The organism is Saprospiraceae bacterium (assembly GCA_016710235.1).
Taxonomy (GTDB): domain Bacteria; phylum Bacteroidota; class Bacteroidia; order Chitinophagales; family Saprospiraceae; genus Vicinibacter.
In genome coordinates, this window is sequence record JADJLG010000001.1 from 2418324 (window position 1) to 2438769 (window position 20446).

At 40.9% G+C, this 20446-nt stretch carries 16 protein-coding genes; 5 read left to right on the plus strand and 11 right to left on the minus strand.

Features of this window, described 5'->3' with window-relative positions; all coding sequences use genetic code 11:
- Window positions 1-29: 29 nt before the first annotated feature.
- From IPI99_09750 to IPI99_09770, 5 genes are all read right to left on the minus strand, one after another.
- Window positions 30-233: a hypothetical protein gene (locus IPI99_09750; protein MBK7340798.1), complete on the minus strand. Its 204-nt coding sequence runs from the start codon at window positions 231-233 to the stop codon at window positions 30-32.
- 60 nt (window positions 234-293) lie between these two features.
- A complete protein-coding gene (locus IPI99_09755; protein MBK7340799.1) occupies window positions 294-848 on the minus strand; it encodes a hypothetical protein in 555 nt (184 codons plus the stop codon).
- A 320-nt stretch (window positions 849-1168) separates the two neighbouring features.
- On the minus strand, window positions 1169-3172 hold the full coding sequence (locus tag IPI99_09760) for a tungsten formylmethanofuran dehydrogenase (protein ID MBK7340800.1): 2004 nt from the start codon (window positions 3170-3172) through the stop codon (window positions 1169-1171).
- 44 nt (window positions 3173-3216) lie between these two features.
- Window positions 3217-3984, minus strand: coding sequence for an enoyl-CoA hydratase/isomerase family protein (locus IPI99_09765; protein MBK7340801.1), 768 nt, complete (start codon window positions 3982-3984; stop codon window positions 3217-3219).
- Window positions 3985-4205: 221 nt separating this feature from the next.
- A complete protein-coding gene (locus IPI99_09770; GenBank protein ID MBK7340802.1) occupies window positions 4206-4799 on the minus strand; it encodes a transferase hexapeptide repeat family protein in 594 nt (197 codons plus the stop codon).
- 249 nt (window positions 4800-5048) lie between these two features.
- On the opposite strand from IPI99_09770, the gene IPI99_09775 reads away from it, so the two are divergent.
- Window positions 5049-5729: a DUF2461 domain-containing protein gene (locus IPI99_09775; GenBank protein ID MBK7340803.1), complete on the plus strand. Its 681-nt coding sequence runs from the start codon at window positions 5049-5051 to the stop codon at window positions 5727-5729.
- Here IPI99_09775 and IPI99_09780 read toward each other — a convergent pair.
- Genes IPI99_09780 through IPI99_09790 form a run of 3 tightly spaced genes read right to left on the minus strand, consistent with a single transcriptional unit; the run spans window position 5700 to window position 8365 of the window.
- A complete protein-coding gene (locus IPI99_09780; GenBank protein MBK7340804.1) occupies window positions 5700-6689 on the minus strand; it encodes a YihY/virulence factor BrkB family protein in 990 nt (329 codons plus the stop codon). The genes IPI99_09775 and IPI99_09780 overlap by 30 nt on opposite strands.
- On the minus strand, window positions 6682-7092 hold the full coding sequence (locus tag IPI99_09785) for an acyl-CoA thioesterase (GenBank protein MBK7340805.1): 411 nt from the start codon (window positions 7090-7092) through the stop codon (window positions 6682-6684). The genes IPI99_09780 and IPI99_09785 overlap by 8 nt, the downstream gene beginning before the upstream one ends.
- A 4-nt stretch (window positions 7093-7096) precedes the next feature.
- Window positions 7097-8365: an arginine deiminase gene (locus tag IPI99_09790; protein ID MBK7340806.1), complete on the minus strand. Its 1269-nt coding sequence runs from the start codon at window positions 8363-8365 to the stop codon at window positions 7097-7099.
- A 132-nt stretch (window positions 8366-8497) separates the two neighbouring features.
- On the opposite strand from IPI99_09790, the gene IPI99_09795 reads away from it, so the two are divergent.
- On the plus strand, window positions 8498-9148 hold the full coding sequence (locus IPI99_09795) for a nicotinamide mononucleotide transporter (protein MBK7340807.1): 651 nt from the start codon (window positions 8498-8500) through the stop codon (window positions 9146-9148).
- Window positions 9149-9248: 100 nt separating this feature from the next.
- Here the strand turns inward: IPI99_09795 and IPI99_09800 are convergent, their stop codons facing one another.
- From IPI99_09800 to IPI99_09810, 3 genes are all read right to left on the minus strand, one after another.
- Complete coding sequence (locus IPI99_09800) at window positions 9249-10421, minus strand: aminotransferase class V-fold PLP-dependent enzyme (GenBank protein ID MBK7340808.1); 1173 nt, start codon at window positions 10419-10421, stop codon at window positions 9249-9251.
- The gene (locus IPI99_09805; GenBank protein MBK7340809.1) at window positions 10422-11741 is read right to left on the minus strand and encodes an APC family permease; all 1320 of its coding nucleotides are present in this window, start codon (window positions 11739-11741) and stop codon (window positions 10422-10424) included.
- A gap of 127 nt (window positions 11742-11868) precedes the next feature.
- Entirely contained in the window at window positions 11869-12012 is a 144-nt protein-coding gene (locus IPI99_09810; GenBank protein MBK7340810.1) for a hypothetical protein, read from the minus strand.
- 47 nt (window positions 12013-12059) lie between these two features.
- On the opposite strand from IPI99_09810, the gene IPI99_09815 reads away from it, so the two are divergent.
- The 3 genes from IPI99_09815 to IPI99_09825 all read left to right on the plus strand — a co-directional run bounded on the left by IPI99_09815 (window position 12060) and on the right by IPI99_09825 (window position 20440).
- On the plus strand, window positions 12060-13295 hold the full coding sequence (locus IPI99_09815; protein MBK7340811.1) for a cytochrome-c peroxidase: 1236 nt from the start codon (window positions 12060-12062) through the stop codon (window positions 13293-13295).
- Window positions 13296-13364: 69 nt separating this feature from the next.
- Window positions 13365-14438, plus strand: a complete 1074-nt coding sequence (locus IPI99_09820; protein MBK7340812.1) for an FAD-binding oxidoreductase — start codon at window positions 13365-13367, stop codon at window positions 14436-14438.
- Window positions 14435-20440, plus strand: a complete 6006-nt coding sequence (locus tag IPI99_09825; protein ID MBK7340813.1) for a hypothetical protein — start codon at window positions 14435-14437, stop codon at window positions 20438-20440. Before IPI99_09820 ends, IPI99_09825 begins: the two co-directional genes overlap by 4 nt.
- Window positions 20441-20446 lie beyond the last annotated feature (6 nt).

Consider the following 20446-nt stretch of genomic DNA (forward strand, 5'->3'; position numbering starts at 1 on the left):
GATTGTAAGTACAATGTTATACGCTTTACTCAATCATCAAATAAATTTATCTCTTTAACTATAAGCATCTTATCACCTTCAATATTCATTCTTTGAATAATTATTCTTCCATTATCGTTTAATTTGTAATCTAAAGGATTAGGGTCTTGCTCTTCATTACTAGCTTCATAGTTCCAACCAATTCTTTCCACTACTTCTAATTTATTTGGCTGAACCCATTTAACAACCCACACTGCCCCCCACATATCACCTCCATCACCACCAAGTGACTTTCCAATTATATAAGTTTTGTTTTAATTATTAACTATTGTATCTATCCAAACAATACCGATGCCTTCCAATAGAATTTTATCTAAAACTGAAATGAACTTTAATTTGTTTGAATCTATAAGTTCCCACAATGTAAATAAATAACTAATAGTTTCAAATCCTTGGCTTTCAAATCTTTTTATTATTTTGTTACCTATTTTAATTGAATCCTTATACTTTTTTTCTTTATCAAAGAACATTTGTTGACCTTCACCTCTTTTGTAATATTTATTATAATTTGTTCCTTCAGCATAATATAAAGTAGAGTCAAATACGTCAAAATGATATTGAGTATCTTGATAATTGTATGAAATCTTAAACGCAAGTCCAATAAAATTTGAAACAAACAATTCTTCATTGTTATTTAATGATTTCCATTGAATTGATGTATCATATTCGAATTCTCTTTTTGTTGGCTCACCCGTAGTAAATTTATAATCACAACTTACTATTTGTGAAATATTTGTTTTATTACTATCATAAGAAGTGTCTTTGCAGCTTATAATCACCATTAATATTAAAATTCTTACTTTCAACATCTCAATTCATCAATTTGCGTATATATCTTCTATGTGACCAGGGTTTCTTTTCATTTTTAAGGGCGGTTTGAGCTTTGACAAGCAAATATAAGGAGGATTTAGTCTCATTTTGTTGAGTGGATTCAGGATTATTTTCTCAGACTTCTTTCCTTAGAGTGAGCCGGCCGGAGAGCTGCGCAGCAGGTCAGCCGCACCAGGCTGACGGAGCGAAGAGCGAACCTCACAGGACGGCGACCCCAAGGACTTCGTGCGCAGGGGGCACTCCCTGAATATTCTCAAAAGGCAGTTGGAATTGATACCGCTACTTTGCTGCTTGGAAATCAGTATCGCAGCAGTTCGGCGATCTTGACTTGGAGTTTTTCTGCATTGAGCAGCATCTCCGCTTCCAATGTGGAATTCAGCGGTATTGCCGGCAGATTGCGTGAGCCTACAGTCACTACAGGGGCATCCAGCGAGCTGAAACAGTCTTCCTGTATCCTGGCGGCCAGACTTTGTGCAAAACAGTTGTCTATCGTCTCCTCTGTCACGACCAGACAGCGGCCATGCTTTCTCACCGAGACATAGACGGTATCCAGATCGAGTGGGGCGATCGTGCGCAGGTCGATGATCTCAATCCTCTGATCGAAGGCTGTCGCAGCATTCAGTGCCCAGTGCACACCCATACCATAGCTCACGATGGTCAGGGTGCTCTGTGCTGGAGATGTCTCAGCCTCGAGCACCACCCGAGCTTGGCCAAAGGGTAAGATATAGGATTCGTCGGGCATCTTGCACCTGGCAGCTTCTGTACCGGGTACTTTTGACCAGTACAGCCCCTTGTGTTCGAAGATGACCACGGGATTGGGGTCGTGGTAGGCGGCCTTGATCAGACCCTTGAGGTCAGCGCCGTTGGAAGGGTAGGCGATTTTGACTCCCTTGATATTGGCGACTATAGTCTCGACACTCGACGAGTGATATGGTCCTCCACTGCCATAGGCACCTATGGGTACGCGCAGGATCATGGACACGGGCCACTTGCCATTGCTGAGGTAGCAGGACCTGGCCACCTCGGTGAAGAGCTGGTTCAGTCCCGGCCAGATATAATCCGCAAACTGCACCTCTACGATAGGTTTGAGTCCTGCAGCCGACATACCTACGGTGCTCCCTACGATGAATGCTTCCTGGATGGGTGTATTGAATACCCTGTGATCTCCAAACTTCTGTGCCAGCGTAGCTGCCTCCCGAAATACGCCTCCCAATCTCTTGCCGACATCCTGGCCATAGAGCAGACATTCGGGATAAGCGCTCATAAGCTCTTCTATAGCAAACAGTGCGCAGTCCACCATCACTTTTTCTTCTGCTTGATCCGGGCATCTTGTCCCGGATTCATGCAGTACAGGAGTAGGGGCATAGTCATGCAGGTAGAGATCCTCAGGGCGTGGATCTTCTGCTGCTCTGGCCCTTTCGAAGTCTGAGGAGACTGCCTGTACGCTTTCGCGCTCTATCTCTTCGAGCTCCTCATCGCTGAACTCATTCCTGAGCATATAGTCCTTGAGCTTGGGCAGTGGATCCGCTGCCAGGGCCTTGTCGAGGTCGTCGCGGTACCACTCCTTCCGCACACCCGATGTGTGGTGGTTGAGCAGAGGTACTTTGGCGTGGACCAGATAGGGTCCTTTGCCCGACCTCAGGTATTCGAGTGCTGCTTGGATTTCCTGATAGCAGGTGGAGAAATTGGTGCCGTCTATAGTGATCGCTTTCATTCCGGGAAACCCCTTGGCATAGTCCACAGCATTACCTCTCCTGATCTCTGTCGAATGAGCGGAGATGTCCCATTCATTGTCCTGGACGAGGTAGAGTATAGGCATTTTTTTGAGTGAGGCCATGTGAAATGCTTCAGCCACTTCCCCTTCAGTGATGGAGGCATCTCCCAGGGAACAGACCACTACCTTGTCGCTGTCAGCCGGATCAAGACCCATAGCCCTGCGATATTGCAATCCCATGGCGATGCCTGTGGTAGGGATCGCTTGCATCCCTGTAGCTGAAGACTGGTGAGGTATTTTGACCCTATCGTCTCTTCTCAGACTTGGGTGGGAGTAGTAGGTTCGTCCGCCGGAAAAGGGATCGTCGCGCTTGGCCATCAGTTGGAGCATGAGCTCGTAAGGCTGCATACCAATACTGAGTAGCAAGGCATCGTCTCTATAATATGCGGACAGGAAATCCGTCGCTTTCAGCTGCAATCCCATTGCGATTTGTACAGCCTCGTGGCCCCTGGAAGTCGCATGTACATATTTAGACACAAATTTGAAATTTGCTTCGTACAAGTCTGTCATCGCCTTGGCAGTCGTCATCAGCTTGTAGCTGCGGAGCAATAGGTCTCTGGTCAGTTTAGTCTTCAAGAATTCGATTTTTGTTTGAATCTGGCGATTTCGTTTTTAGAAAATGGTGACAATATCAGCCTGCCACTGATAGCAGCTCTGTTGGTCAGGAGTGAGTCCCAATCTTCGGTGCCTTCCCAGAATATTTTTTTGAGTTCGGAGAGTGCTTCAGGGTTGTATCCTTTGAGCTGATTGATGAAATGCCATAGATAGTTGTCCAGTTTTTCTACATTTTCAAAAACTTCCTGGTAAAGTCCCTTGGATTTTGCCCATTCAGCAGTTTGCCAATCTGCAGGAGTGAGACTGAGCTGTGTAAAAGCCGAGATACCTATTTTGCGCTGTACCACGGGCCCGATCACAAAGGGTCCGATGCCTACAGCCAGTTCACTGAGGCGGATGGTGCCCCAATCGCAGGACAGGGCATAGTCCGAAGCAGCAGCTAATCCGACTCCTCCTCCTATCGCTCGTCCGTGGACGCGTGCGACGATGATTTTTGGACACTTTCTCATGGAATTGATCACCCTGGCGAATCCGGAGAAAAATTCGAGACCCTGTGATTCGTTTTCGATACGTACCAGTTCATCAAAGCTCGCTCCCGCGCAGAATGTCTTCTCCCCTTCGGAACGAAGTACAATCAGATGCACATCCGGCGAATGTCCGGCTTCTTCTATTTTGATACTGAGTTCCCTGAGCAAATATGCAGGGAGAGAATTGTGTGCAGGATGGAAAAAACTAATGGTACAAACTCCATCACTGATCTGTGACAGGACATAGCCTTGATTCATTTTGGACCTATTGGATGAATGGTAAAGGTAGGTATTATTGCCTATAAGTCCATATAATGAAGTCCTTGGATTTTCCGATGAATGTAGTTTTTCCGGCGCAAGCTGCCTGTAGAGAGGGCATCGTGATACGGATCTTTTCATGCCTGATGTACTGTGCTGCTCTGCTCAGATTCATGCCTGAAGCAAGGCAGTTTGAACTCCATAGGGAGCTATACCCGGGGTCAGGAGTTTTTCCTTCCCCAGGAGGCGTAAGTACCGGCAGGAGTAGGATAGTCAGCGGGTTTTTCTGTGAGTGGAGAGACCTCTTCCAGTTCCGTATGACATTCGGCAGCGAGTTGTTGGTATAGTTCAGTGCCCTTGTCCTTCCATCGCAACATTTCGTCAGAAACGGTTTTGATTTTCTTAGCCGGATTTCCAACTACCAGGGAGCGGGGTTCAAACACACTGCCTTCTTTGACAAAACTCATAGCCCCGATAATACACTCATCCCCGATGTTACTGTCATCCATGATCACCGAGTTCATCCCCAACAGACAATCTTTTCCAACTGTGGCGCCGTGGATGATAGCTCCGTGGCCCACGTGGCAGTTATCTTTCAACCACACCTTGACTCCGGGAAACATATGTACCAGACAATGCTCCTGAATATTGCACCCTGCATCAACCTGTATTTCACCAAAGTCTCCACGCAATATGGCATAAGGTCCTACATACACATTTTTTCCTATACTCACGCATCCTGTGACCACCGCCAATGGGTGTACAAAGGCAGTAGGATGGATGACCGGAATAAAATTCTTGAATCTATAGATCATGATGCAAAGGTAATGTCTGCGGCTGCCTTGTAAGCCTGATTGCTGTCAAAATGTAAGGTCCATGATTGTTAAAAGAAAGCCGGTCATTTCAATGCATTCCGTACATGATGGTACAACGCCGGCAGGCGCTCAAAAAAATGGTGCTTGACATCTGGCGCATCAGTGAAATATCCAACTCTTGGGAGATTATCCCTTATCTTCGTAGGCGAATGATGATATAAGGAAGTGAGATCGCAGGTCAAGAAAAAAATGCAAGTAAGGATAGCAATGAAATATTTTACAAAGAAATCACTGGACTTTCTCAAAGAACTAGAGCAAAATAACGACAGAGAATGGTTTCATGCCAACAAGTCGCGTTTTCAAAATGATTTGGAAGTACCTTTTCGGGATTTTATAGAAAACCTGATCGACGAATTTCAGGCAATAGACCCGAAAATTGTGATCACCGCCAAAGAAGCGATTTTTCGCATCTATCGCGACGTCAGATTCAGCAGCGACAAGTCCCCTTACAAAACCCATATGTCCGCTATCATTAGCGCCGGTGGAAGGAAAAATCTGATCGTACCCGGTTTTTATGTTGAGTTACAGAAAGATAAAATGATGCTCTATGCGGGAATATATAATCCTGACACCAAGACTCTGGAAAAAATCAGGTACTACATTGCGGAACATGGCATCGAGTTTAAAAAGCTGATAGCTGACAAAGATTTTGTAAAAGTATTCGGTGAGATACAAGGAGAAAAATCCAAAATAATACCCAAGCAATTTAAAGAAGATGCTGCGGAGCAACCACTCCTTTACAATAAAGCTTTTTACTATATGCACGAAGTGCCCCAAAAAATTGTGCTGGGAGAAGATCTCATTTCATACCTGGGAGCAAGTGCCGCTGCTGCACAAAAATTAAATGTCTTCTTCAGAAATGCTATCTGAATCTGAACGTTTTTTGATGATTTGACCAATATCTCTGTTGACTGCTATGGCAGCATTCAGCTCAAATCCCAATATCAATATCATCACATTGATCCTAATCCAGATCAGGGCTATGATGAGAGCAGAAATGGCTCCATAAATTTTGTGGTAGTTGCCAAAATTGTCCACGAAGTAACCAAACAAAGTAGAAGTGATGAGTGAGCCTGCTGTAGCAAATACAGCTCCCGGGGAAATACCTTCAAATGGCTTGTGAAGTGCAGGTCCGAAGCGGTAAATCACAGCTATGATAATGTAAAACAAAATCAACAGCAGGACGTATTTACTCAACTGGACGACCACCAGAAAAAAATGTGTCAATTCAAAATATGACCCGATCCAATTGAAAATCTGGCCACTCAGGATGATGACGATCATCGAAATGATAAAGAGCAATGCCAGCAGAAAAGTCAGGAAATAAGCCACGAGTTCTTTTTCCCACCAACTTCTTTTTCTGAAACTGGAATTGTAGGTTTTGTCAAATCCCTGCATCAGTGCCAACAATCCGTTGGAGGCAAAGTAAATAGACATCACAAATCCAATAGAAAGTATGCTGCCTTTCGCTTGAGGCAAGAGACCGACAATGATATTATCCCAAAAAAATTCTTCTGCTTTGTCAGGGACGAGTTTTTTGAGAGAATCTTCCATCGTAGTGAAAAAATGCAGGCTTTCAGGTAAATAAGCCGTAAGTGTAAAAAAGAAAATGAGTGCTGGAAATAATGCAAGGAAAAAACTATACGAAATGGCACTGGCTCTCAGATTCAAATCATTTCTTTTCAATTCCAGGTACAAAAAAGTAAATGTTGTGTACAATGATACTCTTTGAAATCCTGGAATGGTGACATTTTTTGACCAGGTTTTCAGTCCAATGAAAAAGCTGCTGTTGAGCAGTTTGGTGATCCGCCCGGAGATAAATTTATTCAAAATAACTCTTCAATGGTAAAACAATCATGTCTGGTGCGTCGATTCTTTTTTTAGTTTCTGCACTGAGAAAACACAGCAACACTTCTGCGCGATTTATACACTTCCCACTTTCATTAAAAATCTCAGAAACAAAAAGTATATCGTCCTTAGGCAGATAGGGTATTTTGGTATGTACGCGGAGAAGGTCATCATATTTTCCCGGGCGGAGATATTTTACAGAAAGACTCATCACGGGCATAAAAATTTTAAAATCATCTTCGAGATCTCTATAGCTCAATCCCAATGTTCGCAGCGCTTCCACTCTTCCGAGTTCGTAGTAAGCAGCATAATTGCCATAATATACAAAACCCATTTTGTCAGTCTCGCTGTATCGCACCCTCAAGTCAATCTTATGCTCAAACATCGTCTCAGTTTTGTATTTGTCTCAGGATCGGGCAGGACATACAATGTGTGCCTCCTCTTGCTCTGGACAGTTCGCTGGATGGGAGCGTAATAATCGTATTATTCAGATTTTTTGCATAGTCTTTATCTTCATTCAATCTGACCAAAAAGTCATAGGCATGAATGACAGTATATCCATGTTTTTGAAAAGCAATTTCAGTCATGGGATTTCTGTCGTAGGTGAGGGCCACTCCCGGCCTTACTGTCAAGAGATTGCATCCATCTGTCCACTGTTCTCTTTCCTGATAGGGAGAATCTCCGTCTCCACTCCATATGAATTCGATCTTTGGATTGATCTCAGTAAGCAGAAAATCCAGTACTGACGGATATTCTATCAGTTGGCCATTCTTTCGATGGACGCTGACGTATGATCCCAAACCATCTTTTACGATGGGTTTGTATCCTACAAAATGATGATCATTGATTTGTGTAAAAATGGTATCGATATGCATGAACGACCTCTCTTTTGGAACATCCACTTCAACGATATTTTGCACAATATTTTTTTCGAACAAAACTTTTTTCAGAGATTGAAATGCATGATCTGTTGTGCGCTCACTGTTGCCGATCAACAGATAATCTTTATTCAACAACATAAGGTCTCCGCCTTCTATGGAAATGGCTTCACCTTTTTTGGATGGAGGAAACTGATCGACAAGATTTAAATTGATGAGTTTGTTTTCTTTGTCAAGATATTGAAAGTAAGGATGTGCATGAAAAAAAAATCGAGCCAACAAATTTTCACGATGTCGCACATATTTATTTGCTTTTGTAATCACCACATGATCATTGATGGCAATGGCGATATCTCTGGTGAAAATAAAATTGGGAATCGGATCAAATAAAATTTGATCATTCTCTTTATAATATCCTGAAATTAAAACCTGGGCGAGAGTGCTGTTGGGCAAAGAAAACAAAATATCCATAGTCGCTTTGGGCAACTCTTCAAAATCTTTGATCAAGGTCAATACTTCCATTTTAATTTCAGGAGAAGCATCCAGTCCTTCTTTTATCAGTGTTTCTGTCTCCAACACATTGTTTTTTCCAATCAGGGCGTTGAGGACTTGAATGTATGTCTCGTGTTCGCGCTGCATGGTAGGCAAATGTACAATGTCATCAAAGAGCAAGTCTCCTGCTTTTCTTGGGCTGATACGGTTGATCCCTTCGTCTGGCTGATGTACGATCACTTTGTGAAGAGATTGAATTTCCGAATCACAGAATACTTTGAACTCCATAAACATTTGTTTTGCAATGCAAAGGTCGGCTTTTTAGTCCAGATTTCAAATTTTATCGTAATTTTCAGCCGTCCATCAGCCATTAAAAATCAATAATCACAATATATTTCCACATTTTGTAAGAAATAGTTTATGCTGAATTTATTTGATATCAACAATACATTTTTTTCTGTAGGATCTTATCCTGTCAGTTGGATCGAATTTGTGGGAACTATTGCTGGAATTGTAGCTGTATGGATGGCTGCAAAAAATAATATTTTGACCTGGCCAATAGGATTGATCAATATTACTCTGTTTTTTCTGATATTTTTTCAGGTGCAACTGTATTCCGATATGTTTTTGCAAATTTATTTTTTTTCAATTAGTGTTTATGGTTGGCTGTTTTGGAAAAAAGAGTTTGCACAAGATCAACCCATACATCTGTTGAGTGCGAAGTCTGCACTCATCCTGGGAATCGTGACGCTCGTGTCAACTTTGGTTTTAGGGTTTTTGGTCTCAAATATCCATCATTATTTTCCTGAATTATTTACAAAACCGGCAGCATTTCCTTATGTGGATTCTTTCGTAGCAGTCGCGAGTATTATTGCAAATACACTGATGGCAAAAAGGATATTGGAAAACTGGATAATTTGGATTGTTGTGAATATTATTTGTGTTTTTCTCTATTTCCAAAAACATATTTTGTTTGTGTCGTTCGAATATTTAATATTTTTGGGTCTGGCGGTTTATGGATTTTGGCATTGGAAGCAAATTCACTTCAAAGAATTATCCGTACAAAAATAAAATCCTTCTGCTTTCTTTTTTTGATGAGTATGGATTGATATCACCATAAATTTTGAATTTACTGCATCAGCAAATGAAGATATTCAGAAACATAGTTATTTCATTGCCTCTGATCAAGTTGATCCAAACCCCGAAGCATATCTTTCAAAAGATAATCAGGTTCTTCCAGTCCTATGTAAAATCTTACCATCCGATGACTTTCATCATCGGGATTAAAATCATCCGGTTGTATCCCAGCGCATCTTGGAATCACCAGACTTTCGTGACCGCCCCAGCTCACTGCAATCAAAAATGTTTCAAGCCTTTCACAAAATTGTTCAATCTTTTTTTGTCTGCGCTCCTTAAGTACCAAAGTCATCAATCCACATGCTCCGGACATCTGTTTTTTTGCCAGAGAATATTGAGGGAATGTTGCGTCAAAAGGAAAAATCATTCTATCTATGGCGGGATGATTTCTGAGGCCATCCATGACTTTGTTCATTGAGTTTTGCAGGCGATCCAATCGTGCCGGTAAAGTGCGCAATCCTCGCAACAATAACCATGCATTGAATGCCTGAATGCCATTCCCTGCAAGCAAATACTCCAATTGGAATATCCTGCGGATATGTTCATGAGATCCACACAACACTCCGGCTACGGTATCGCTGTGTCCACCTATATATTTTGTTGCTGATTGGATACTGATGTCTATTCCCATGGCAATGGGTTTCTGATAGATAGGGCTGCAGTAGCTGTTGTCACAAATTGTCATGATATTTTTTGATCTGGCGAGTTGAGCCAGCAGTGACAGATCCTGTATGGCATAATCCCAGCTGTTTGGAGATTCCAGGTAAATTATTTTAGTATTTTCTCTAATTGCATTCTGAAAATTTTCAACATTCTTTCCATCTACATAACTGGTATGTACACCAAACTTTGGTAAGAACAAATCAAAACATTTCTGAGCCCAACTGTAGGGATTTTTCACAGAAATGATGTGATCACCATTTTGAATAAAAGGTATTACAGAACAGAAGATAGCAGCGGCACCACTGTTGAATACCAGACAATCTTCAGCTTCATCCAGAGCAGCCAATTTTTTTCTTAGAATATCAACGGTCGGATTCATTCCCCTGGAGTAAAGATATCCGCTGGATTCATCAGCAAAGAGATTTCTCAGTTCATCAATAGTTTTGACTGCAAAGTTGGAAGTCTGTATAATCGGTGGAGCTATGGCACCAAAATATTGATCTCTTTCTTCAGCTAAATGGTTGAGTATATAGGATAATTCCATTTACGATTTCTTGTTTTTAAAAATAAAATAAAGCCCTGTGAATATCAGGAATACGATCGTCCCCGTCAAAGCCATTTCAGGTCTTGTTTTAATCAAGGTGTAGGTTACAAATAAGTAGCATATAATAAATATTATAGTGGGAAGGGGAAATAATTTCATTTTGTACAAACTGTTTGCTCCCTGTGGTTCAACGTTGTTTTTTCTGAAAATAAATAAAGTGGCCGAGGCGAACACCATTCCAATAGAATCCAGAAACATTGTAAAGCCAAGCAATTTTTCAAAGGTGTTCGCAAAAAACAGAATGACGATCACCAACAAAGTGAATACGCTTAGACTGGCTACAAATACGTTTTTTTGATTTTGTTGTTTGAATATATTGGGCAATGCGCCATCACGCGACATCGCAAACATCACCCTTGGATTTGTCAACAGCATGACATCTACATAAGCAAGTACAGCAAAAAATAACAATAAAGCGATCAGATATTGTCCTGTCTCACCAAATAGTTTTCCGCATATGATGGCTGCTACTCCTTTTGTTGATTTTAAATCCTCGAAGCCGATGACTTTGACGTAGGCAATGTTGACGAGCAGATACAATACCAGCACTATCAAAATACCACTGATGATCCCTCTGGGCAGCGTATGTGAAGGTCTGTCCACCTCTTCACCAAAATTGATGGCTTGTTGATATCCTCCATAGGTAAAACATATTGCGATCAATGCTGCTCCCAAAGAGGAAAGACTATCACCATTCCACTCTGGAAATTGAATTGGCACCGGTACCGGATGATGATAATGTGGAAAGAAAAGTGAAAAAATCAACATCAGCAATATTCCTATTTTGATTGCCATCAAGACATTGAGAATTCTGGACGAAATTTTTAATCCACTCAAATTGACGGCATAAAAAAGCGCAATGGAACCAATAGCTATCATCGATCTGGCATTGTCACTCAGTTGCCAACTTGGAAATGCAGACGAGAGATATTCGCTCCCAATAAGTGCTACTCCTGCCAATGCGGCGGCATTGGATATAATAATGACACAGTTGAGAGCAAATGCCAACGCCGGATGGTAGGCATAGGCAAATATCTGATAGTATCCACCTGTATTCGGATATCGGGAACCAATTTCTGCAAAAGTCAATGCGCCGCAGATTGCTATGATTCCCCCAAGGATCCAGGCACTAAAATAAATACCCGGATTAAGTGAAGCCTGTGCTGAATCAGTTGCCGTCCTGAAAATGCCAAGTCCTATCACCAGACCTACTGTGATCATTGTGATCGAGTATACTTTTAATTTGTGGTCCGACTGCATGGCTATTTTTTGCTAGCAAGGTATGCGAAAATGTTCAATTATTATTCTCTCCGAGCATGGATTTGCACTATAAGCTTTTGCCATAGAAGATCTCCAATTATTTGGCTCGCTAATTGATCTGATATCATCAGCCGTTCCACTCTGCACTAGTCATATTATAGGTAGCTATCAGTATGGATGAAGGGACAGAGTATGGAATCATCGTAAGTTTGCCATTCAATGTGGAAAAAGATTTTCTTCTGGACCCTGAATGCTTTGTCCTTCTTTTCATGCAATGTCAGGAGGGAGGACTCTGACATTAATTTGCAGATGAAACTCATGTCAACGCTCAGGGCGGTTTCTCCAGATGGAAACATTCAGTTTTTTATATTGCCCGAGTCTGGCGATTTCAAATCCATCCCCCAGGACAGTACCAACCCGATCACATCGGAGAAAGTGATCCTGGGGCAACAGCTGTTTTTTGATCCAGCTATTTCATTCAATCCCAAGTGCACCGCCGCAGCAGGTACATTTTCTTGTGCTTCATGCCATTTTGCCGGTGCAGGCTTTTCATCAGGGGTTCATCAGGCCATTGCAGGTGGAGGTAGGGGATTTGGCTTGTTGCGACACAAGCACCCACAATGCGATTCTTCCGAACTCGATGTACAAATGGTCAAAACACCAAGCATTGTCAACTGCGCTTTTCAGGAAGTGATGTTGTGGAGTGGTAAATTCGGCTGTTGCGGACCAAATTTTGGAACTGACAGCCTATGGCCAAAAGGAAGTTTCACCGAGCTCAATAGATTGGGTCTTTCTGGTGTGGAGACCCAAGCCAGGATTGCTCTGGAAGCTCATGGTATGAGAATGAGTCCTGCATTGGTCACACAGACAACTTACAAACAACTGTTCGATACTGCATATCCCAAAGAACGGCCTGACCTTCGTTATTTGCGCTTTACCATGGCGAGAGCCATAGGTGCATATGAAAGAACGGTTTTGACCAACCAGGCAGCTTTCCAGAAATGGCTGAAAGGGGATTCTTCTGCCCTCACGAATGAACAAAAAAAAGGTGCAATCCTTTTTTTTGGAAAAGCCTCATGTGTCGATTGTCATACAGGTCCCGCCCTCAATTCTATGGCTTTCTATGCACTCGGGATGCCTGAAATGGAAGGTATCGACATTATTCATAAAAAAGACAGCTTTGCAGATTTTCTTCTGGGTAGGGGAGCACTGACCCACAGGCAGGAGGATATGTTCTGTTTTAAAGTGCCACAGCTCTACAATTTGAAAGATCATGGCTACTATGGTCATGGAGCAAGTTTTTGTTCCGTAGAAGAGGTCATCAGATACAAGAATGATGCTGTTCATGCTAATCAAAATGTGCCAATTGAAAATCTAGCTAAAAATTTTAAACCACTGGGGTTGGATAAGGACGAAATAAAATCGCTCGTTGATTTTGTAGAAAATGGGCTTTATGATCCGAATCTCAGGCGTTATGAACCCGGATCGGTCGCCTCCGGGCGCTGCTTTCCCAATCACGATAAACTGTCCAGAGAACAACTGGGTTGTAAATAAAGACGTCTACTCTCTACTTTTGAAAAAAACGTACACAAATCGCAGTATTACAACAAACCACAGAATCGATTGAAAACTGAAATTGATTATCTCATTGTCGGAGCGGGTTTAGCCGGGTCGTGTTTGGCATGGGAACTGATACAATCCGGGGAAGAAGTTGTCCTGACAGACGTACACCTGGAAGGAGCATCCTCATTAGTGAGCGCAGGAATCATCAATCCGATTACCGGGAAGCGCTACGTAAAAACATGGAATTGGGATGTTTTAGAGACGGATTTTACCCATTTCTATCAAAGAGCGGAAGCATTTTTCAGAATGAAACTATTGCATCAGAGAAAGATCTATCAGATTTTAGATACCATAGAAGAAGAGAATCAATGGTTGTCCAGAATGATGCAACAGGAATATGCAGAGTTTTTGAACTGGTCAAAGCACAGCTTTGATCTGTGTCCAAACCTGCAAGCCGGACAATCACTGGGAATTATAGAACGAGCCTATCAATTGGATATTTCCAAATTATTAAACTTGCTCAGGCATTTTTTTAAATCTTTGAACGTTATACGGGAGAAAGTCTTCAATTACCAGGAAATCACACGTGAAGACTTACATTGGATGTATCAGGATTTGTGGATAAAAAAAGGAATCATTTTTGCAGAAGGCTATCGCATATTTGAGAATCCATTTTTTAATTGGTTGCCATCCTTTGCAGTAAAAGGGCAACGCATTCTGTTTGAAGCCGTCAGATCAACACAGGATTTATTGAAGTCGGAATATACCATAGCAAGTACATCTGATGAGAATATATTCTGGTGTGGATCCAACTACGAATTTCAAAATACAAATCCTCAAGTTGACCCTGGTGAAGAAAGAAGACAGCAATTATTTATTCAGAATCAAGTAGATGGAGAATTCAAGTTCTTAAATAGTCAATGCGGCATCAGACCTGCGATGAAAGACAGAAGACCCATAATAGGCGAACATCCACATCTGAAGGGATTATTTGTTATGAATGGTTTAGGCACCAAGGGCAGTTCGCTGACCCCATATGTAGTAAATCACATGAATAGATTTTTGAAAGGAACAGCAAGTATTGACAAAGAAATGAATATCAGTCGTTTTTATCATTTAAAAGACAAATTATGAAGTATTTGGGAGTGGGAATAGTATTGTGTGCAATTAATTTAATGGCCTGGTTTAGCAAGGATAAAATGAACTCAATGGATGATTACAATTTTCCAACATATGAGAAGGAATGGAAAAAAATCGAAGAAAATTTAAAGTCAGGGCTTTACAAATCCGCTCTGCCTGAAATTGAATCTGTATTGCAGAAATCTATCAGTGACAAAAATTATCCTCAACAGTACAAAGCAATCCTATACCTTGAAAAATATCAGGCTTACCAGGATAAAAATGATTTGAGATATACGATCACAAGATTGGAAAAACGGCTGGAAAACGCCGACGCCCGAGTCAAGGCTTTATTGCATTCAGTCTTGGCTACCATGTATTTTCAATTAAGGTATTTTGGTCGTTATGACGCAGATAAAACAGATATCGAGGGTGAAGAACAGGATAAAGACGATATCCTCACTTGGTCTACAGCAAAATGGATAGAAAAGAGTAACCAACACGCATTGGCTTCTTTGGAATTTCCTGAAACCAAAACAGCCAAATTAGAGGATTATCAGGCGATACTGTATTACAAAAATGATGAGCATTTGCAACCCAGCTTATATGATGTATTGGCTTATCGGGCCATTCAACATTTTTCACAGAATGAAACTGATTTGACTTTAATACCCAATCAATCATATCCTAAAGAAAAGTTATGGGGCAGTATTGAGGATTTTCTCTCACTTGAGATTCCTGCAGACCAGAACAATATGAATCGCGTATTGAAAATCTTTCAAGTCCTCATGTCGAACAACAAAAACAGTAAACATGAAGAGGCATTGTTATATGTGAATCTAAAAAGAATAGAGTTTGTCAGAAGATTGAGTTCCGGTTATAAAGATGCTGCCGCTATTCTGGGTTTGTATGATCGAACGATTCAAAAATTTTCGTCTAGCAATTTTATTTCCAATTATTCTTTATCATTGGCTGAGTGGATAATCCAACAAGCCTATACTGATGAAATTAAAAAATTAACCAACAATACTCCAAAAGTTTTTGCAGACAGCATTTGCAAGGATTTGGTGATTCATGCCAAAGATGAAAGCGTAAAATCACAGGCCAAAAGCATGTCTGCAAGTTTGCATTCGTCTTTCCTAACCATTGTATCAGAGAATGCGCAACTTCCTGAACAGGCATTCCGAATCAAACTGGATTATAGAAATGTAAAGAAACTTAGATTGAAACTGATCCAATTGACGGAAGCAGAATCTATGACAGCAGTCGAGTTCCGCCATGATACTGAAAAAATGGGAGGGATGTTAGAAAAGAAAGCGATCGCTGCCTGGTCGCAGGATCTTCCTTCTGAAACAGACCTTGAACAACATTCGATCGAACTCAAAGTAGATGCACAAAAGATTGGCCAGTATATTTTGCTTGTCGAGCAACTGGATGAAAATAACACAAATGTGAAAGCGAAATTTTTTCAGCTCATACAGATCACCAATCTCGCTTTTTCAACTTCAAAGACCAAGCAGAACTCACAGTCTATTTATGTTCAGCACAGGAAGTATGGATCTCCGGTTGAAGCTGTAACAGTGAGTTTTTATAAATATAATTACCAGGGACGGAACAAAAGCAATATAGAGGAAAGTGAAATATTCCAATCGTCCGCGGAGGGTCGTGTGGATTATAACCACGAAAATTATTATCTGATAAAACTGAAGCAACGTGAGGATATTTATTATTCTCAATTCAATACCATTTATGGAATGGCGGAATTCGGAGATGTACGCGAAAATACTGTTTTTTTTACCGATAGGTCAATCTATAGGCCCGGACAAAAAGTGCAGTTTAAAACGCTGACAACGATATTAAAGCGGTCAAACACAATGCCTGATTTAGTGCCAAATAAATCACTTCGTATCAAATGTTTGGATGTAAATGGTCAGGAAGTGTTTGTGACACAATTGACAACAAATTCTTTCGGATCTGCTTCTGCTGAATTTATTTTACCCAAAAATTTGTTGAGTGGTGATTTTAATTTAGTTGCTGAAGACAATTCATATCACTCCTTTAAGGTCGAAGAATATAAACGCCCTGCTTTTGAAGTATTGATTGATACGATTCGTGAGGCTTACAAAATAGGTGATCAGGTAAACATCAGCGGGAACGCTGCGAATTTTAGTGGCGTTCAGCTGGACAATGCAAAAGTGAGATATAGAGTGGTGAGGAATGAATTTAATATCTGCACGCCTGTTTGGTGTACATTCTATCCGGGATATGGCAAGATTGGAAATTTGGCACCTATTGAAATTGCTCATGGGGAAACGGTGACTGATGATAATGGGCAGTTTAGCATTGATTTTAAAGCGGAAGCTCCAGAAAATAAATCTTTCGATAGGGGATTTCCACAAAATTACCGGTATCATATCATGGTAGATGTTCTGGATCAAAATGGAGAGACACAATCAGGTGAATCCGAGATCATGTTGTCCTCAAACCCTTTCTTGATGAAATCGAATCTAAACTTCTACCAGCTTCAATCGGGTTTGGATAATTTTAAGTTGGAAGCTTTGAATTTGAATCAGATTCAAATTCCTCAAAAGTTTTTTGTGGAGATTTATAGCTTGGTCGCACCACAACAATTTTTGCGCAACCGCCAATGGAATCAGCCTGACAGATATTTGTTTTCAAAGGAAGAGTACAAAAAGTATTTTCCACATGATATTTACGCTGACGAAAACGATCCTTCAAAATGGAATGTCCAGAAATTAGTTTGGAAAACAAATACAGCAGCTATCGGGATGTTGGAAGCAAAATTGGCTGATGTGTTGAGTTCAGGGCCATTCAAATTAGTTGTGAAGGCGGAAGCAACAGCCAATTCCGAAATTTTGCACGAAGATTATTTTTATGTGATTGATGCAAGCAGCAAACTGAATCATCTACCGCCTTTAGTGCTGAATGATACGGGAATCAAATCACCCGCTCAAAAGTTGAATTTATATTCTCCTGGTACTGATCAAAAATTTCATCATTTATTTTATATCCGATCCCTTCAGAATGCAAATACTTCCTGGAAAGTGCAAACTCCCGAGTTTCATAGCCAACTCATTGGCGAGTCTGATCGTGGTGGAATGCAATGGCAATCTGTCTGTATCTATGAAAACAGTCTGTTTACATATTCAGGTAGCATAGAAGTCCCTTGGTCAAACAAGAAACTGAATATTATTACAAAATCTTTCAGACAAAATTTGCTACCGGGACAGAAAGAACATTGGAGCTTCAAAATTGATCAGCCTTCTGATAAATTCCAAACAGTGGAAATTGCAGCAGCCATGTACGATGCTTCGTTAGATAAAATTTATCCCCACAGCTGGACTTTAGATGTGTTTCCTTATTGCGAAGCTCCTCTGATGCAACCCGGTATTTTTGGCTTGGATTATTTCAATACGATCAGTGAGAATTACACAATGGATTCTTACAACTACACTCCCCAGTCTCCTAGTGAACTGAAACTGTTTGAAATTTTAGATTATTATAATTATGCTACTCCAAGGAGTCGAAATGTTCAAATGAAAGAGACAGCTGCGCCGGGTTCGGCTGACATTCTCATGAGTGGTAAAAGAGAAGAAAGGATGGCTGATGCTTCTGGAGCAGCCGAAGTCAAGCCGGATGAATCAGTAAAGCCAAGAAAAAATTTATCGGAGACAGTCTTTTTCTTCCCTGAAATTCGTACAGATAAGAATTCTGAATTTTCGCTCGACTTTACCATGGGAGAGAGTCTCACCAAATGGAAATTGCAAATTCTCGCTCATACAGAAGATTTGAAGTACGGTATCTATACCACAGATATTGTAACGAGTAAGCCTATTCAGATCTTTCCAAATTATCCACGCTTTCTGCGACAAGGAGATAAAATTGAATTGTCTGCAAAAGTTTCAAATGTTTCTGATAAAGCTGAAACCGGAAAAGTGAAGATGGATATTCTTGACGCAATTACAGAGAAAGTAATCACTTCTGAATTGAAAATAACAGGTGATCAAAAGTTTGATCTGGCAGTTGGTGAATCAAAATCTTATTCCTGGTTTGTCAGTATTCCTGAAGACGAAACTCGCACATATATGCTGAGATTTATTGCAGAAGGGACTACCCATTCTGACGGAGAAGAAATGATCATTCCTGTTTTGGCAAATCGGATTTTAGTTACAGAAACAATGCCTTTGCCTCTGAAAGCAAATCAGACAAAACAGTTTCAATTTTCTGAGTTTACAAAAATGTTCCAAAGTTCAACGGCATCACCTCACAGGTTCGTATTGGAATACACTTCACATCCGATCTGGTACGCGATCCAAAGTTTACCTTATTTGGCAGACTTTCCACATGAATGTTCAGAACAACTAAGTGCGAAGCTTTATGCCAATGCTCTTGGTAGTAAAATATTAAAAGAATACCCTAAGATCACTTCTGTACTCAAGAAGATGTCTGCCAACGGTAGTCTCAAATCTCCCCTGGAAAAAAATCCGGAATTGAAATCTGCTTTATTAGAAGAAACGCCATGGTTGAACGATGCGAAGTCTCAGAGTGAAGCGATGAAAAATATTGCGCTGCTCATGGATTTTATAAAAATGGATGCACAAAAAAAAGATATTCTTCAAATCCTGGCTTCTCGTCAGAATGGAGATGGGAGCTATTCCTGGTTTCAGGGATGTCCGCCGGATTGGTATATGACGCAACAAGTACTAATGAACATTTCTCAGTTAGTGGACTTAAAGGCACTGGATGCTAACGATCCAATCGTCCTATCAATATTGACGAAAGGTGCCTCCTACCTCGATTTTAAAATGAATGAATCTTATCGGGAATTAGAAAAATTGGTTGAAGCAAAGAAAGCAAAATGGTCGGACCAGAATATTGGATTCATTCATCTCAATCAGTTCTATTTGCAGGCTTTATGGGATAGAGTGGGGCTGAAATACAATGAAGAAATGACCAAGAAGGCGCGATCCTATTATTTGGATCAAATCAATACTTATTGGAGAAATTCAAATATTTTCTGGGAGGGATTGTGTGCATTGGTACTCAATCATAAGGGTGGATCTCAAGCAAAAACAGCTCAATTGATCGTAGAGTCATTGAGACAAAGAGCATTGGTCGACGATGAACTGGGCATGTATTGGAGAAATGCATGGAGTTGCTATTGGTATAATGCTCCGGTAGAATCACAGGCATTGATGATCGAAGTTTTCAACAATGTAGCACAAGACAAAAAATCGGTTGCTGATCTTAAAACCTGGTTGCTGAAAAATAAACAAACCAATCATTGGGCTACCACAAAATCGACGACAAATGCTATCTATGCATTACTCAGATTTGGCGACGATTGGGCAGAAGAGCTGAAAGATTGTGTGGTGAAACTGAACGATGAAACAATCAAGTTTGATGAATCTGAAATCGGTACGGCTTATGTTAAAAGAGAATTTTCTAAATCAGAAATTAAACCGGGTTTTTCACGAATCGAAGTTACCAATCCAAATAAAAGTGTGAGTTGGGGAGCCGCGTATATTCAGTATTTTGAACGTCTGGACAAAGTTCCGGTGGCAGGAGATAATCCATTGAATATTAAAAAGGAAATTTACCGGAAAAAGAGCACTGACAAAGGACCGGTTTTGACAGCTATTACCGACAATGAGAAAATTCGGCGTGGCGATATCATGACCTCCAGAATTATCATCAGAACTGACCGAGATATGGAGTATGTACATCTGAAGGATATGAGAGCAGCCGGTTTTGAACCTATCAATCAATTGTCCGGGTACAAATGGAAATCAGGATTGGGATATTATGAAAGTCCGGCAGATTTGGCCACGCATTTTTTTATTCAATGGCTCCCAAAGGGAACTTATGTTTTTGAATACGATACTCGCGCTTCCCAAACAGGTGAATTCTCAAATGGAATTTCAAGCATCCAAAGTATGTACGCTTCTGAATTTGCAGGTAGGAGTGCGGGAATAAGGGTGATGATCGATAAATAGTTCGGA

Excerpts from the sequence above, each read along its gene's own strand:
- IPI99_09755 (MBK7340799.1), bottom strand. The coding sequence starts at position 848 with ATGTTGAAAGTAAGAATTTTAATATTAATGGTGATTATAAGCTGCAAA.
- IPI99_09760 (MBK7340800.1), bottom strand. The coding sequence starts at position 3,172 with ATGACGACTGCCAAGGCGATGACAGACTTGTACGAAGCAAATTTCAAA.
- IPI99_09765 (MBK7340801.1), bottom strand. The coding sequence starts at position 3,984 with ATGAATCAAGGCTATGTCCTGTCACAGATCAGTGATGGAGTTTGTACC.
- IPI99_09770 (MBK7340802.1), bottom strand. The coding sequence starts at position 4,799 with ATGATCTATAGATTCAAGAATTTTATTCCGGTCATCCATCCTACTGCC.
- IPI99_09775 (MBK7340803.1), top strand. The coding sequence starts at position 5,049 with ATGCAAGTAAGGATAGCAATGAAATATTTTACAAAGAAATCACTGGAC.
- IPI99_09785 (MBK7340805.1), bottom strand. The coding sequence starts at position 7,092 with ATGTTTGAGCATAAGATTGACTTGAGGGTGCGATACAGCGAGACTGAC.
- IPI99_09790 (MBK7340806.1), bottom strand. The coding sequence starts at position 8,365 with ATGGAGTTCAAAGTATTCTGTGATTCGGAAATTCAATCTCTTCACAAA.
- IPI99_09795 (MBK7340807.1), top strand. The coding sequence starts at position 8,498 with ATGCTGAATTTATTTGATATCAACAATACATTTTTTTCTGTAGGATCT.
- IPI99_09800 (MBK7340808.1), bottom strand. The coding sequence starts at position 10,421 with ATGGAATTATCCTATATACTCAACCATTTAGCTGAAGAAAGAGATCAA.
- IPI99_09805 (MBK7340809.1), bottom strand. The coding sequence starts at position 11,741 with ATGCAGTCGGACCACAAATTAAAAGTATACTCGATCACAATGATCACA.
- IPI99_09810 (MBK7340810.1), bottom strand. The coding sequence starts at position 12,012 with ATGAAAAGAAGGACAAAGCATTCAGGGTCCAGAAGAAAATCTTTTTCC.
- IPI99_09815 (MBK7340811.1), top strand. The coding sequence starts at position 12,060 with ATGTCAACGCTCAGGGCGGTTTCTCCAGATGGAAACATTCAGTTTTTT.
- IPI99_09825 (MBK7340813.1), top strand. The coding sequence starts at position 14,435 with ATGAAGTATTTGGGAGTGGGAATAGTATTGTGTGCAATTAATTTAATG.